Origin of the sequence: Fusibacter bizertensis (assembly GCF_029914245.1) — a bacterium.
Taxonomy (GTDB): Bacteria; Bacillota; Clostridia; order Peptostreptococcales; family Acidaminobacteraceae; genus Fusibacter_C; species Fusibacter_C bizertensis.
The window spans coordinates 19142-34462 of the sequence record NZ_JARYZI010000012.1 but is presented as its reverse complement, the minus strand read 5'-3'; the positions used below and the strand labels follow the sequence as shown (position 1 = coordinate 34462).

The 15321-nt window shown below is 36.2% G+C and carries 12 protein-coding genes and 1 riboswitch; of the genes, 11 read left to right on the top strand and 1 reads right to left on the bottom strand.

The window, feature by feature from the left end; genetic code table 11:
* The first annotated feature begins 2 nt into the window (after positions 1-2).
* Positions 3-995: an aromatic acid exporter family protein gene (locus QE109_RS14800; RefSeq protein WP_281095323.1), complete on the top strand. Its 993-nt coding sequence runs from the start codon at positions 3-5 to the stop codon at positions 993-995.
* On the opposite strand, the gene QE109_RS14795 is transcribed toward QE109_RS14800, so the two are convergent.
* The gene (locus tag QE109_RS14795) at positions 990-1916 is read right to left on the bottom strand and encodes a hypothetical protein (RefSeq protein WP_281095322.1); all 927 of its coding nucleotides are present in this window, start codon (positions 1914-1916) and stop codon (positions 990-992) included. The two genes, QE109_RS14800 and QE109_RS14795, sit on opposite strands and share 6 nt — an antisense overlap.
* A gap of 164 nt (positions 1917-2080) precedes the next feature.
* Between QE109_RS14795 and QE109_RS14790 the strand changes: the two genes are divergently transcribed.
* The 10 genes from QE109_RS14790 (at position 2081) to pilM (ending at position 15311) form a co-directional block, all read left to right on the top strand.
* Positions 2081-2878, top strand: a complete 798-nt coding sequence (locus QE109_RS14790; RefSeq protein ID WP_281095321.1) for a prepilin peptidase — start codon at positions 2081-2083, stop codon at positions 2876-2878.
* A gap of 129 nt (positions 2879-3007) precedes the next feature.
* Positions 3008-3092: riboswitch (cyclic di-GMP riboswitch) on the top strand.
* A gap of 217 nt (positions 3093-3309) precedes the next feature.
* On the top strand, positions 3310-4995 hold the full coding sequence (locus tag QE109_RS14785; RefSeq protein ID WP_281095320.1) for a GspE/PulE family protein: 1686 nt from the start codon (positions 3310-3312) through the stop codon (positions 4993-4995).
* Between the two features lie 66 nt (positions 4996-5061).
* On the top strand, positions 5062-6120 hold the full coding sequence (locus tag QE109_RS14780; RefSeq protein WP_281095319.1) for a type IV pilus twitching motility protein PilT: 1059 nt from the start codon (positions 5062-5064) through the stop codon (positions 6118-6120).
* A 23-nt stretch (positions 6121-6143) separates the two neighbouring features.
* Complete coding sequence (locus tag QE109_RS14775; RefSeq protein WP_281095318.1) at positions 6144-7364, top strand: type II secretion system F family protein; 1221 nt, start codon at positions 6144-6146, stop codon at positions 7362-7364.
* 71 nt (positions 7365-7435) lie between these two features.
* Complete coding sequence (locus tag QE109_RS14770) at positions 7436-7771, top strand: type II secretion system protein (protein WP_281095317.1); 336 nt, start codon at positions 7436-7438, stop codon at positions 7769-7771.
* A 461-nt stretch (positions 7772-8232) separates the two neighbouring features.
* The gene (locus tag QE109_RS14765; protein ID WP_281095316.1) at positions 8233-8706 is read left to right on the top strand and encodes a hypothetical protein; all 474 of its coding nucleotides are present in this window, start codon (positions 8233-8235) and stop codon (positions 8704-8706) included.
* A 13-nt stretch (positions 8707-8719) separates the two neighbouring features.
* Positions 8720-10183 carry a VWA domain-containing protein gene (locus QE109_RS14760; RefSeq protein ID WP_281095315.1) on the top strand — a complete coding sequence of 488 codons (1464 nt, stop codon included), beginning with the start codon at positions 8720-8722 and terminating at the stop codon, positions 10181-10183.
* A gap of 11 nt (positions 10184-10194) precedes the next feature.
* Positions 10195-13122 (top strand): Ig-like domain-containing protein, encoded by a 2928-nt coding sequence (locus QE109_RS14755; protein ID WP_281095314.1) that lies wholly within the window; start codon positions 10195-10197, stop codon positions 13120-13122.
* Between the two features lie 39 nt (positions 13123-13161).
* Positions 13162-14214 (top strand): type IV pilus twitching motility protein PilT, encoded by a 1053-nt coding sequence (locus QE109_RS14750; protein WP_342637161.1) that lies wholly within the window; start codon positions 13162-13164, stop codon positions 14212-14214.
* Positions 14215-14225: 11 nt separating this feature from the next.
* Positions 14226-15311 (top strand): type IV pilus assembly protein PilM, encoded by a 1086-nt coding sequence (gene pilM, locus QE109_RS14745; protein ID WP_281095313.1) that lies wholly within the window; start codon positions 14226-14228, stop codon positions 15309-15311.
* The last annotated feature ends 10 nt before the right edge of the window (positions 15312-15321 follow it).

Sequence of the window (15321 nt, the reverse complement as noted above, 5' to 3'; positions counted from 1 at the left end):
ATATGCGTTTTTTTTGGAATAAGATAAGACTTGGACGTCAAGCAACTTTGTTTGATTCTTATCTGTATGTTTTAAAGGGTTTCTTAAGTATAATGACTGGCTACATATTATTTCATACACATTCAATTATTGGGAAAGATATGATTTCACTTTTGTTTGGTATGATGCTAACACTTGAACCTGTAAATATAATCGGGATCAAAAGCGGTCTGGATCAAATAAAAGCAAGTATCCTCGGTGGTGTTGTCACTGCACTTTTAGTAAGCATCTTTGGCGTCAATGCTTTAACGGTTCCACTGGGAGTTGCACTTACTATGTATATCTCTTTAAAGTTCAATTGGCGTTTTGTTTCTCCAGTTGCGATCTTTACAGCTATTTATATGACGCAGTATATTCAGCTTAATGCATTAGGTGAGCCAAGTATGCTTATCACATTAAGACTCAGATTACTTGCACTGGGTGCTGGTATCTCTATTGCAATTTTTTATAATTTCCTTTTTTCTAAATTTTTCTACCACAGTATGTTGAGAAAAAGAATTGTATATATTGTAGAGAGCTTGACTAATTATGTCGGGATATATATTAACGAAGAGGAAAAAGGCGACTTAAAAGAGTTAAAAAAAGATATTACTGGATTATTTGCTGATATTGATTTAGTCATTGGTCAAATTGGCGATATAAAAAAATTTGATGCTGAGGGGTTACCATTTGATCAATACAAATGTGCTTTAATGGAACTTAGAGATTTTACACATTACCTATTGGATGTAATTATGTTTAGGATCAAACACGACAAAGGTGCTGCTGATTTAATGGTACTGAGACAGTTTTCAGAACTGCTTGTAGAAATTCAATATGTAGTAGAACATAAAAATAGTGATAAACACAAGCTGAAAGATATATATCAGCGGAATTTATCACTAGGTATAAAAGATGAAAGTTATCTTTCTGCCATGCATCAATCTGCTCTAGGAGCTGCAAAGTGCTTATTATAATGATATAAGCACTTTTTCTCTTTTTTGCTTTAACTGATTCATGCGTTCATCATTATCTATTTTAAGTTCATCTAGAAGTTTCATCAAAGCTTCTGCATGCGCATGGTTATTACAAATAGAAAGATAGGCTTTGTCAATTTGTTCTTGAATGTTTAGATCGGATAAAACACTATCAAAAAACGTATCGAAAGTATGCGTTAAAGCATCTACTTCTAATCTTTCGATACTAAAGTATGTTTTTAGATCCAGTAATTCACGGGTTAAAGTAACTGCTTTATCACTAGAATCTTTAATATACTGTGAAGCGCGTTTTAGATAATCATGTTTTACTGATGCTGGTATTAGCCCACCTCCAAGTATATCAAACATTCCCCAGCTTTGAGCAGAAGATAAATCCTCTCTGGCATTTTCTAAACTCAAAATGAGCTGTTTACATGCATTAATTGCTTCTTCAATTTCTTTTTGTTTTCCCTTAAGTAGTATGAGCTCACTCTCAAAATTGTCTATTTCCATGTGCCCGTTGGAAGTAGCCCATACACGCTTAGCATTTAAAAGCGTTTTATATTCTGATTCGATAGTGGTGTAGTTTTTCAAAAGTTCTGTAATTCCCACGATTTCGTCTTGAGCTGTTTGCATTTTTTCAATTAATGAATCGTGCTTATACTCAGCAATTTTCATCTCACGATATTCTTTATCCATCATCTCTTCATATTGTTCATCAAAAAGTTTTAAAAGCCGTTTTACGGAAAGATTTTCTATGCTTTTATAATCGTGTGTCTCCTTTTTTAACTGTGATTGCAAACGGATCTCTTCCTGTGACAATTGGTTGAGTTCTTCTGCTAAATGTTTTCGTTTTTTTATCAAATAATCCCTTTGTGCCATTTCTTTTGCGAGATCATCTAATTTATCAAAGTCTTGCATAAATCCTCCCAATAGTGTGGTGACTCATATGGTTTATTATACCCATATTTGCTTAAATAGATACTTTAAATACATTAAAAATAAATTAAGGATAAATTAATTCGATCAATGTGTTATTATGACAGAGGAAGCATTTAATTATTAAAAGCAGAGGTGGTTTCAACATGAATTTTTTTGACGTATATTTTTTAGTATTAACTTTTATATTAGGTACTGTCATTGGTTCTTTTTTAAATGTTTGTATCTATAGAATACCTGCTGGGATGAGTATTGTTAAGCCAAGGTCGAGATGTGGCAATTGTGGTCATACTTTATCGGGTAGTGAGTTAGTCCCTATTATTAGTTGGTTATTCTTAAGAGGAAGATGTAAAAAATGTCATTCAAAAATTTCTGTGAGATATACTATTGTAGAACTTTTGGTTGGGATCATATTTTTGCTTACTTATTTAAAGTTTGAGCTATCACTACTGACACTTATATTTTGGCTATTCTTTTCAATTATGACGGTTGTGTTTTTTATTGACCTAGACCATAAAATTATTCCAAACAAAGTTGTGATTTTTGGTTTGATTTCTAGCGTTTTTCCTGTTTTATATCATTTACTTTGGACATATCCTATATATCAATCAAGTGAAAAGTTAGCACCTTTATATGGGGTATTAGTGCCTACAGTTTTAATGTTCCTTTTTCTTTTCGGTTCCTTGCTGATTCTAAAAAAGAGTGGACTTGGGATGGGAGATGTTAAAATCTATACTGTTATAGGACTTTTCATAGGATGGAAACTATCTCTTTTAAGTATATGGATTGCATTTTTCCTAGGCGGAATTTTTGGATTAATATGGATTTTTGCTTTCAAGAAAAGCAGCAAAGATTATATCCCATTTGCTCCTTTTATCGTTATTGGTACTTTTGTCTCAGTTTTTTATGGGGTATCAATTTTAGCGTTTTTATACAAACAATAATAATCTCGTGTATTGTTTTAATTTATGAACACGAATTGTTGTGTAAATTTTCAAATAAATTGCTGTTAAATCCCCACATCTAGCATTTACAAGGAAATACGAATAGTGTATAATCTTAATTAATATAAATGAATATTTTGGCAAACTGCATGAAAATGCAGGACGCAAAGTTAGAAGTCTAAGGCTTTAGTGCTACGATCGTTCAACTGCAGTATAATTACTGCAGTTTTTTCTATTTTACAAGATAAATTTAGAATTTGCTGTTAGCGTTTTTATGTAAGTATATAATGATTTTGTCAATGACAAATGACGAATGGCACTGTTCGAATGACTAGTAATTGTTTAATCTATTACTAGATTGATCAGCTAGCCGTTTCGTCGTTTATAGGGAAAGTAAACTACAGAAAATATAGATGAGGAAATAATAATTTATGATCAGGTATAAGATGAGACTCGGTGATATACTCGTAAATAACGGAATAATTGTTGAAGAACAACTTCAAAAAGCGTTGGAACTTCAAAAAGGAACAGGTCAAAAGCTAGGTGCTGTCTTGATTACACAAGGTTGGTTAAATGAAGAACAGCTTTTTCGTGTGCTTGAAGAACAATACCAGATTCCATATCTTGATATAAACAATATCTATATTGACCCTAAAGTCCCAAAATTGATCAGTGAATCACTTGCCAGAAAACACATGGCGATACCTATCAAACTAGAGAAAAACAGATTAACTGTTGCTATGGTTGACCCACTGGATATGATTGCTAAAGATGATATCCGTATTATTACTGGGATTGAACTCGATATTGTCATCAGTGCTCAGCAAGATATTGCAAGAGCAATTAATCGATATTATGATGCTTCAGAGCGTGCAGAAAAAGCTGTAGAAGACTTTAGATCACAATCTGGTTTTACAGAAGAGGATACTGAAGAAGAGGACGCTGACGTTGTTAATTCTCCCATGGTAAGACTAGTGAATACGATTATTACGCAAGCGGTAAAGAGTAAAGCAAGTGATATTCATATAGAGCCTTATGAAAAACATTTACGTATTCGTTATAGAGTTGACGGTGAACTTAGAGAAGTAATGACGCCTGCCAAATCTACACATTCTGCTATTGTTACTCGTATAAAAATTATGGGTAAGCTCAATATTTCTGAAAAAAGATTACCACAAGATGGTCGTGTGGAAACTGTAATAGATGGTATGCCTATTGATATGAGGATCTCCATATTACCTACCGTATATGGTGAAAAAATAGTTATTAGACTACTTGATCGGTCAGGTTTAGTGGTTACTAAAGAAGAACTTGGATTTAGTGAGCAGAATTTAGAACTTGTTAACAAAATCATGAAAGTACCTGAAGGGATTGTATTAGTTACAGGACCAACTGGTAGTGGAAAAACGACAACTTTATACACGCTATTAAAAGAACTCAACAGAGAAACTAAAAACATCATCACCGTTGAAGATCCTGTTGAATATAGACTAGAGGGCATCAACCAAGTACAGGTTAATGTCAAAGCGGGATTAACATTTGCAAACGGTCTTAGATCCATATTAAGGCAAGACCCAGATATAGTAATGGTAGGTGAAATACGTGATGCTGAGACTGCTGAGATAGCGGTAAGAGCTGCGATAACAGGACATATTGTTTTATCTACGATTCATACCAACGATACGGTAAGTACTATATCGAGACTTGAAGATATGGGGATTGAGAACTATCTTGTCAGTTCGGCAACTGTTGGTGTCATCGCGCAGCGATTGGTAAAGAAGATTTGTTTAAAGTGTAAAACAACCAAGCCAGCTACAGTCTCAGAACTTAAAATTTTAGGTTTACCTGAAAGTGAAGCCTTAGAACTTTCAGTGGGTGCTGGATGTAACTCGTGTAACCATACTGGTTACTCTGGAAGAACTGCAATTCATGAAGTTTTAGTTGTAGACAGAGACATACGTAATATGATCAGTTCTGGCAAGCAAGCTGACCTCATCAAACAAAAAGCTATTAGCAAGGGAATGACTACTTTAAATGAAACTTGTAAGTCACTTGTAAAAGAGGGCATCACAACAATAGATGAAATGATGCGAATGACTTTTAGTTTTGATGAGTAGTTTTGACTTTTGTGCCGATATATAAAGTAAGAACTTAAAAGTAATATAAAAATAGACGAGGTTTTTATGGAAATTTTAGAATTACTAAGAATCGCAACAGAAGCAGGTGCATCAGACGTGCATATCACAGTGGCATCTCCTCCTATTATGCGCGTCAATGGCAAACTCATAAGGATGAATGAAACAAGGTTGATGCCAGAAGATACACATCGAATTATCAGAGCGATGCTGACGGATGAGCAAAGGCTTGCTTTTGAGAAGAAAGGTGAACTTGATTTTTCATATTCTTATCCAAGTTTAGGAAGATTCAGAGTTAACATCTATAAGCAAAGGGGAAGTGCAAGCATGGCACTACGTGTAGTTGCACTAAGCATTCCTTCTATGGAGGCTTTGAGATTGCCTTCTGTGCTTAAGGAGTTAGCGTCAAAACAAAGAGGCTTGATACTTGTAACGGGACCAACTGGGAGTGGTAAGTCTACGACTTTAGCTTCTATGCTTGATTATATGAACCACACACGAAATGAACATATCATCACGATTGAAGATCCAATTGAATATCTGCACAAGCACGACTTAAGTATAATCAATCAGAGAGAAATCGGAAATGATTCTCATAGTTTTGCAAATGCACTCAGAGCAGCATTGAGACAAGATCCCGATGTCATTCAAGTGGGAGAGATGCGTGACCTTGAGACGATTTCTACAGCTATAACTGCAGCGGAAACTGGACACCTCGTACTTTCGACACTACATACAATTGGTGCAGCTAAGACAATTGATCGTATCATTGATGTTTTTCCTCCACATCAACAACAACAAATTAGGATTCAATTAGCCTCGGTGCTAGAAGCGGTAGTATCACAACAAATTCTACCTAAAGTCGATGGCACTGGTAGGGTGGCAGCATTTGAAATTATGATAGCAAACACTGCCATTAGAAACTTGATACGAGAAGGTAAAACGCATCAGATGCAAACTGTAATACAAACAGGATCAAGTCAAGGGATGCAGACCATGGATGCTTCGCTACTTGACCTTTACAAAAAGAGAATTATTGACCAAGCAACACTACGTAAATATGCGGTTGATAGTGATGCGTTGATGAAACAGATCGGTTATCTATAAACTTAGACAAGAGGGGGAGCATTATGGTTAGCGTTTACAGATGTAAAGAAATCGACCTCAGAGGTCGAGTGATTGAAACCGTCTATAGAGCTGAATCAAAAGGTGAGATTATAAACTTGATCCGTTCAAAAGGACACAGACCAGTTGCTGTGAACATTGAAGAAGAAAAAGGAAATGATATAGCTCAAATTGAACTTTTTCAAAAGAAAGTAAAAGTCAACGACATCTCAATCTTTTGTAAGCAGATGCACACCATGCTCAATGCTGGTATGCCACTGCTCACATCACTAGATGTACTTGGTGCACAGACTGAAAATGTAACACTTGCAAAAACAGTTAAGCAGATGGCAACACAAGTGCAAAAAGGGGATATATTATCAGTAAGTATGAAACAACATCCTAAAGTGTTTCCCTCACTACTGATAAGCATGGTTGAAGCGGGTGAACTTACAGGTAATCTTGACAATGTACTGCTTAAAATGTCAGAACATTATACGAAAGAGAACCGTATTAATTCGAAGGTTAAAAGTGCAATGATGTATCCAACTATTTTAAGTGTACTTGTAGTGGTTGTAGTGGTATTTATGCTAACTTTTGTCTTGCCGACGTTTATAACCATGTTCAATCAAACGGGCGATGCCCTTCCCCTTCCAACCCGTATAGTTATGGGTTTGAGTGATGCGTTGCAAGCTTATTGGTACATTTTTTTAGGCGTGATTATAGCAGTTACTTATGCAGTTAGGCGCATAGGCAAGTCGGTAGAAGGAAAAAGGTTCTTTGATAGGTTAAAACTTAAAATGCCTATTATAAAGACGTCTATTGCTAAAATAGCAACCTCGCGATTTACAAGAACACTATCAACACTACTTGCCAGTGGGATCCCTATTATCCAGGCACTTGAGACTTCTGCGCAAGTTACAGGGAACCAAGTGGTGATCGATGGCATCTACGTGGTTTCTGAAGATATAAAAAAAGGAATTGTTCTTAGTTCACTTCTGAAAAAAGTTGGTGTATTTCCACCGATGATGATCAGCATGGTCAACATCGGCGAAGAGTCTGGTGCGCTTGAAGAGATGCTCTCTAAAACAGCGGACTATTATGATGAAGAACTTGATGCAGCCATCAGTAAGATGATCAGTTTTATTGAACCTGTAATGATCATCGTTATGGCACTAATTGTTGGTTTTATTGTTATTGCGATGTTACTGCCTATGTTTGATATGTATTCAAACATGTCGGTGTAATAGCGTAAAGCATAAAATATAGAGGCATAAAGATGCCAAAGATACTAATAATGTTAAGGAGGAAGAAACACATGATGAAAGCTTTAAACAAAAAAAGAAAAAAAGGTTTTACATTGATTGAATTGATCGTGGTAATTGCAATTTTGGGGATTTTGGCAGCGATAGCTATTCCTAGGTTTACGGATGTAACAGGAAAAGCTCAAACAGCGGCTGAAGATGCTACTATTAGAACTGTAAATAGTGCTTGGCAAATATATTCAGTTGATAAAACTTCTGGAACTTGGCCAACTACCTATGTTGATGGTGCGGCTGGTACTGAAGCTGAAATAACAATTAATGTTAAAGATGTTACTTTAACATTAGTACCAACTGATGGAGTATGGGGGAGAATAGTAGTAACTCCATAAGTATTCTGTTCATTCTGAATGAATCACCCTACCCTTGCAACATTATGGGAGTTCAGGTTTGTTTGAATCTAAGTAAGAAATAACGCTCCCGGACAAGTAAACGGAAGTTCAAAATTTTCAGTGCTTACAATCGTTTAATGGTAATACACTTAAGATTAATATTCTTTTGACTTCCAAAAATTGCCTGGGAGTTATAAGGGGAGATTATCACTCCCAGGCAAGAAAAAGGAATTTCGGATTTTTCAGTGCCTGAACACATTTAATTGCAACAGGTACAAGAACAATTTCGTTTAAACTTCCGAATAATTGCCAGGCAGTTATTATGGAAGTTGGAAGTCCAGAAGTGTTTGTTTAGAATTATATTTCCTAAATAATTTTATATGTTGCTTTAAAAAACGAATACGTGTACCTTTGACTTTCGTCAAAGGCACACGATACATATTCCCCTACGAGGTGCTCTCATGAATAAGTACAACAAACTAAAACTCAAAACAGAAGACGGTGCTGCACTTGTATGGGTGTTGATTTTGATGACAATTGTGATCACGTTAACAGCCTCTATGACTTATGTCGCAAGTCAAGACATTCATGAGACGCGCCTCCATGAGGAACGCTTAAAAACATATTATATAGCACTGGCTGGTGTTGATCTTGGTTATGCTTCGCTAATGGCAAACTCTGGGAGTGAACCTTACATCAACCAGTTTTTAAATGATAGCACCAAAACTGTGACTGATACGATAGAGATCTTTGATGGGCTAACCAAAAAAGGAGAAGCAGTCGTTACACTTGAAAGTGTCACAGTAGATTCTAAAAGATGGATTCGTGTTTATTCAGTGGGTACGCTTTTAGATGGCACGCAGTCAGTTGCATCAATTCTTAGAATTAATCCAGATAACACCCAACATACCATTAGGGAATCGTTTACCCCTTAGTTAGGAGGCACATATGAAACCGACAAAACTGAAGAGGGGCTTCACATTAATAGAACTGATCATCACAATTTCTTTGCTTTCAATGATTATATTGCTCAGCACAAGTATGATCAGTTTAACCATGACAGCACAGAAAAAAACAATGGATGAATATGAAATAAATACCACCATTAGACAGGCTTCTCAAAGAGCCAATGAAATCATCCGCTATTCAAAAGCAGTTTTTGCAGTGCCAGTAGACTTTGTCAGTGACCCTAGCAAGATGGACCCAGGATGGTCTTATTTTGCCATATCTCCTGACAAACGCCGGATAGTACAGTACGTATATGATGATACTGCCGGGACACATCTTGAGCAAATTTTAGTAGATGCAAGTCCAAACGTTGAATATGAAATTGAGTTTGTCAAAGATGCTACTACATCAAGTGATAACCTCTTAAAGTTTCAAATTGTTGGTTATGTCACCAAAACTGAATCTGACGGTACACTCGTCAGAACTGGTCAAAAAATTGCGTTTGAATCTGAAGTTGAAGCGCAAAATGCACTTCAAATAGTTGATAAAGGGACGGTGCTATCACCTTCAGTTGCGCTTGCCTTTAGAAATGATAGTTCTGCACAGGGAACAGGCAGAACTCAAGTTGCAACGATTACTATAGTGCTTGATGTATCTGGCAGTATGGATACTAGCCTCAACGGATTGTCTAGGATTGCTAGAGTGAAAAATGCACTGCTTGGTTATACCAAAGATAATGGTACCATTGTTGAAGGCATTATAAATACATTCTCTAGAGAGAATAACATTGAAATTAGTATTGTTCCTTTTTCGCAAACAGCAAATTACCCAACGCCAAATTCAGCATCGAACTTAGAACATCCATTTTATAATGCAGAAGATGATAAATCTACACTTGTAACACTTGTGAACAATATTGAAACTTATGGTAACACTAACACTGGAGATGGATTAAGACGCGCTTATTATCGTCTAATTGACTTCAGTCCGGTAGCAGAAGGCTACAATACTGAAACTGAACAGTACAATTATATGATTTTACTTGTAGATGGAGAGACAAACCAATCTTCATGGGAAAGCAAAGGCTATCAACAGTTGCATTCTTTTTTCGGTTTTACATGGTATACCGATGAGTATACTTATTATTCTCAATATACTGGAAGAGGTGGAATTACGCCAAGTATCAGTTATGATAATGTTACACGCGTATACCCTTATAGCAGAAATAACAGCAGCTACATCTCAACTATTGGAAGTATGATTGTTGCAGCTGAAACCAAATCATATGTTATTGGTTTCTCAAATGGTATTACAACTGAGATTAGCAATTTGGGTACAGCATTAGATGCTGAACAAATATATAACTATAATGATGATTTTGATTTAGATGAGGTATTTGATAACATTGCTCAAGATATTTTGGCTGAACTTTGGTTAGTGACTGGACCTCAAATTATGAACTAGGAGTTGATGGCATGAAGAATCGAGTGAAAGGTTTTACACTTATAGAAATTATTGTCGCAATCGGTTTGATTGGGATTATTTCTGCTGGATTCTTAGGTGTAATCAGTAACAACTATCAGTTTTTATTTGATACTAAAAAGATCACCGAAAAAGCTTTCTTGGCGCAACAAGATATGGAGCTTGGAATAGAAAATGCTAAAGAGCTTATTGCAAGTCCAAGTAATGGTGGCCTGACAATGAAAACACTATCACTTTTTGAAGGTGTTTCAGTTAGCTACTATGAACTTGCAAATGTATATGATGGGAAAACATATTATACCTATGTATCAGATCAGCGATTACCTTCAATTGCAAAACTTAACATTTCCGGCGTTTCAGCAATTCCAAGATTTGATGCAATAACTACCAAGTATTTGTATCCTGTTTCGAATGCCAATTTAAAAGGTACTTTTACAAATGATCCTGCAACAATAGATGATTTGATGGTCAATATCTATAACTGGTATGTATCAAAACCTGGTTATAATATACCTGTTCCTAGGGGAAACAGTAGTACTTTCTTTTATATGACGGACTTGCCAGAAGCTGAAGTCATTGATCGATATCCGATTTTTCCAAGTGATTTCTATTTAATAGCGTCACAAACGACAGCAGATCTAGCAGACGTTTCGAGTTATGCCGGTAGGCAAATTATACTTACTGTAACACCAGCAGCAAAATCAGGGAAAATTGGTAATCCTGGTATCAGTTTGCCCGTTCACATTAACAGCTTGCCTGAAACCACTGGTTTGGCATTGCATCTTGATGCATCTTATGTTGATCCATATAATAGCACAGAAGTTCTATCTTCAACCAACCGAAGCGTCATTAAGTGGAATGATTTGGCTTCAAATATTGGTGTTGCTAATCCAACTCGAGTGGCAACAGCGACTTCAACGTCTAAAAGACCGCTTGTAGTAGACACAGATATCTCAAATTCATTTGTTGCAAGGTATATAGAATTTAATACATCTAAGGACATGCGCATCGATGCGCAAAGTACATCAGGCCAATCTATTTCTTACTTTGCAATTGTTAGAGGACGTGATGTTGGTCGAGAAGAAACGCTTTTTGTCAATGGAAGTTATACAGCAAAAGTCACTGAGGCACCCGAAAACTTGATCCAAGCTGATGGCTGGTATTTAGTAACAGGGAATTATACATCAGATAACAATATTTTCACGATGGGTAACGATAATATTGATTTAATTGAACTCGTTTTATATAAAGGCGCAGTGGATGTCAATGTAGTGTCAGAACATTTGAAAACTAAATATTTACCACTTGACTCTGAAGCGACTATCGTCTCTCTATACGATCAAACTGATGAAATTTTTGTTGGAGATACTTATACCTTACCAAGCTCTGTAATGGCAGATATGTCAGAGGGAGCAGACAAAATGGTTGAGGTTACTTGGAATGGCTCTATTATAGCGGATTCTCCTAAAACTGTTGTGCTTACAGGTACTGCAGTCACAGATACATCTAAGACAATGACACTTACTGTGACGATTAAACCGATTATTTTAGCAACTGCGGTTAATTTGTCGCCGACAAGTATAACGATGAACATAGGTGATACTCAAACCATAGTAGGAACACTTGAACCTACAAATACCCATGATCTGTCTATCAATTGGTCTAGTAGCAATGATTCAGTAGCAACTGTAGTTGACGGTGTCGTAACGGCACATGCAAATGGCAATGCAACGATCACAGCTACATCAGGTGATGGCGAAGCAAGTAGTACCTGTGCTGTAACTGTGCAATCAAGCTACTACTGGCCAAGCAGCATGATTTTACATTTAGATGCTTCTCTTGGTACAGTCTTAAATTCAACTTCAGTTACTAATTGGAATGACCTTTCAATCGAAAACAACAATTTTAAGCAAACTATCCAAAGTGATCGTCCAGTTTTAGTTGATGGTGTGTTAAATGGCATGCCAATCATCCGATTTGATGGTAGTAACGATTTTTTCACTTTGGGAACAAATGAGTTAAATGTATCTTCAGGATCAAATGAAGACTTCTATTTAGACAGTTCAAATGAGTTTACGGTTTTTGTTCTTACAAAATCTACAAGTACAAGTGGCAACAGAACCTTCATCAGTAAATCTGGAGGATGGGGTGGATCGGCAACTTATTCGTTTGGCGTATCTGGAACTGATTTTGCTCAAGTGCTTAGGGGAACCATGAATGCATCCAGTGGAAATGCTGATTTCAACATTCACGTCTCTACATGGGATGGTGGAACGCATTTGTATTATGTAAATGGTATGGAAGTTGATGGACATAATGATGTGGGAAATAAGAACAATCAATCACAATTTATAGTAATTGGCGCTGCAGGTGGCGGAAATAATTTTTACTATAAAGGTGACATTGCTGAAATCTTAGTTTTCAATGATCATCTATCAGATTCAGATCGAGAGTTAGTTGAAAACTATCTAGACAAAAAATGGCTCGCAACTGTAGCAAATAGTTGGTATTTTTCTACCAGCAATGATACCGAAGGATGGACCGCTGGTGGTAATACAACGGGTTTAGGTCAAGTCAGTGGTGGCTATCTAGAAGGTAATATTACGGGTAATGACCCCTATATAGTTTCTAGTAATAGTTTGGGAATCAATATCTCAACAAATAAAAATATTGTGTTACGACTTAAAAATAGTACTGCAAGTACTCAAGCACAGGTGTATTACACCACAACGTCTTCAACCGGTTGGGGAGAGGATAAAGTTGTGACTTTCCCAATTTTACCAAATAGTGATTACACAGACTATATCATAGATATGTCCAGTTCATCACTATGGACAGGTAGCTTAAAGCAACTGAGGATTGATCCAGCCGTTAATAGTACAGGAACGTTTTCTATAGATTTTATAAGAATTGTAAAGTAGCATATTTTAACTAATAATTTTAACAATTGGAGATGAATCATGACAATCACTGAGATACTGACGACTGCTGTACAACTTAATGCTTCTGATGTACATCTTGCCGTAGGAAATCCTCCTACGATAAGAGTTGATGGAGAATTAAAGGCGTTGGAGAAACGGATTCTTAAGGAGTCTGACACGATGTCTTATGCTAAAGACATGCTGACCGACGAACAATATGAGAAACTTATGAATGATGGTCAAGTTGATTTCGCGTATCGAATTCCCAATCAAAATGTTTATCGTGTCAATGCATTTAGATATAGTGATAAAATTGGATTGGCTTGTAGAGTCATAAGTGAACATATTCCAACTGCAAAAGAGTTAGAACTTCCAGAGACTATTGAGCGTGTAGCGGGATTCACTTCGGGGTTAGTGTTAGTAACAGGTCCAACAGGGTGTGGTAAGTCGACTACCATTGCGTCAATTATAGATGCCATCAACAAAAAGAAAAGTTGTCATGTTTTAACCATTGAAGATCCTATAGAGTACATTCATAAAAACAAAAAATCGATTATCACACAAAGAGAAGTCGGGAGGGATTGTAATAACTTTTCTGATGCACTTAGAGCAGGACTTAGACAAGATCCTGATGTCATCATGGTTGGCGAAATGAGAGATTTAGAAACGATATCAACTGCGATTACTGCAGCTGAGACTGGGCACCTCGTCTTAGCAACACTTCATACGAGAAACGCATATCAGACGATTGAGAGAATTATCGATGTTTTTCCAGGACCTCACCAGCAACAAATCAGAGTGCAACTGGCAACTTCGCTTGTTGCGGTTTTTTCTCAAAGATTATTACCAAGAAAACGCAGCAATGGACGTATTGCTGCTGTAGAAAGTCTTATTGTTACGCCTGCCATTAGAAACCTTATAAGAGAAAATAAAGTACACCAACTGTACTCATTTATCCAAACTGGTCAAAAATCGGGGATGCAGACCATGGATGATTATTTGCTTGGATTATATAGAAGTAATGTTATAGAGAGAAACACATTATTGGAGCATGTAACTGAAAGAGAGACCATACTAAAACTTATTGGTTAAGGGGGAACTACATGAGAACTAAGAAGCCACGGATTAAGTCCAATTTGTTATCGATTGATATTGGCAGCCATAGCCTAAAAGTTGTGGCAGGACAATTCAATGGTGGTAGGTTGAAAATAACTGCCATGACAAAGATCAAAGTAGAAGAAGGGGTTATCAATAATGGTAGAATTGTTGATGGCATAGCCTTTAAAAATCACTTGATGCATACGCTAAAAGAAGAGAAAATAAAGCAAAAAGAGGTTGTCATCACTTGTGAAGGACAAGATATCATAAAGCGTGAACTAATCGTTCAGAAGGTAGATGCTGCAGACCAAATGGAACTCATCACTTATGAAGTTGGACAATACTTACCCATCGATATTGATGCTTATGTACTACAATACAAAATCCTTGAAGAGTTTGAAGAAGAAAACGTTCAAAAGATTAAAGTGTTATTAGGCGCAATGCCAAGAGAGATGGTTAAAGAACTTTTTGATCTAGTAATTGAATGTGGTTTGACCCCAGCATACTTGGATATGCATAGTAACTCTCTTGATAAATTTGTAAACTTCTCATTGGACTCAATTACACTTAACAAAACCATAGCATTTGTAGATTTCGGACATCAATTAATTGACATCTCTTTGTTTGAGAAGGGGCAGTTTAAATTCAATAGACTTCTAAGACTTGGATCCAACGAGTTTGATCTGATATTAAAAAATCATTTTAATATCGATACTATAGAAGCAGAAAATAGAAAAAGAAAAACAAGCATTACTTCTATTCTTGATGCAGTTGAAAAAACTGGCTTTGAGGCAAATGATGAAAAAGGAATTGTACTCAAGGAAACCGCAAATTATATTTACGAGTGCAGTGAAGAGATAGAAAAAGTATTTAAATATTTTACCAGTAGAAGTGCTGATAATAAAATTGATCAAATCTATCTTTTTGGTGGTGGATCGCAAATGAAGGATTTTTCGATGTACTTTAAAGAAAGGTTTGAAATTCCAACTGAAGTTTTAACTAATTTCAGAACAATTGAGATTGCAACAAAAAATACTGTGGAGGAGCTACCAATATATGTTAATGCTGTTGGTGCTCTAATACGACAATAGGGGGCGCGAT

Excerpts from the sequence above, each read along its gene's own strand:
- QE109_RS14775 (WP_281095318.1), top strand. The coding sequence starts at position 6,144 with ATGGTTAGCGTTTACAGATGTAAAGAAATCGACCTCAGAGGTCGAGTG.
- QE109_RS14780 (WP_281095319.1), top strand. The coding sequence starts at position 5,062 with ATGGAAATTTTAGAATTACTAAGAATCGCAACAGAAGCAGGTGCATCA.
- QE109_RS14800 (WP_281095323.1), top strand. The coding sequence starts at position 3 with ATGCGTTTTTTTTGGAATAAGATAAGACTTGGACGTCAAGCAACTTTG.
- QE109_RS14765 (WP_281095316.1), top strand. The coding sequence starts at position 8,233 with ATGAATAAGTACAACAAACTAAAACTCAAAACAGAAGACGGTGCTGCA.
- QE109_RS14770 (WP_281095317.1), top strand. The coding sequence starts at position 7,436 with ATGATGAAAGCTTTAAACAAAAAAAGAAAAAAAGGTTTTACATTGATT.
- QE109_RS14750 (WP_342637161.1), top strand. The coding sequence starts at position 13,162 with ATGACAATCACTGAGATACTGACGACTGCTGTACAACTTAATGCTTCT.
- QE109_RS14760 (WP_281095315.1), top strand. The coding sequence starts at position 8,720 with ATGAAACCGACAAAACTGAAGAGGGGCTTCACATTAATAGAACTGATC.
- pilM (WP_281095313.1), top strand. The coding sequence starts at position 14,226 with ATGAGAACTAAGAAGCCACGGATTAAGTCCAATTTGTTATCGATTGAT.
- QE109_RS14755 (WP_281095314.1), top strand. The coding sequence starts at position 10,195 with ATGAAGAATCGAGTGAAAGGTTTTACACTTATAGAAATTATTGTCGCA.
- QE109_RS14785 (WP_281095320.1), top strand. The coding sequence starts at position 3,310 with ATGATCAGGTATAAGATGAGACTCGGTGATATACTCGTAAATAACGGA.
- QE109_RS14790 (WP_281095321.1), top strand. The coding sequence starts at position 2,081 with ATGAATTTTTTTGACGTATATTTTTTAGTATTAACTTTTATATTAGGT.
- QE109_RS14795 (WP_281095322.1), bottom strand. The coding sequence starts at position 1,916 with ATGCAAGACTTTGATAAATTAGATGATCTCGCAAAAGAAATGGCACAA.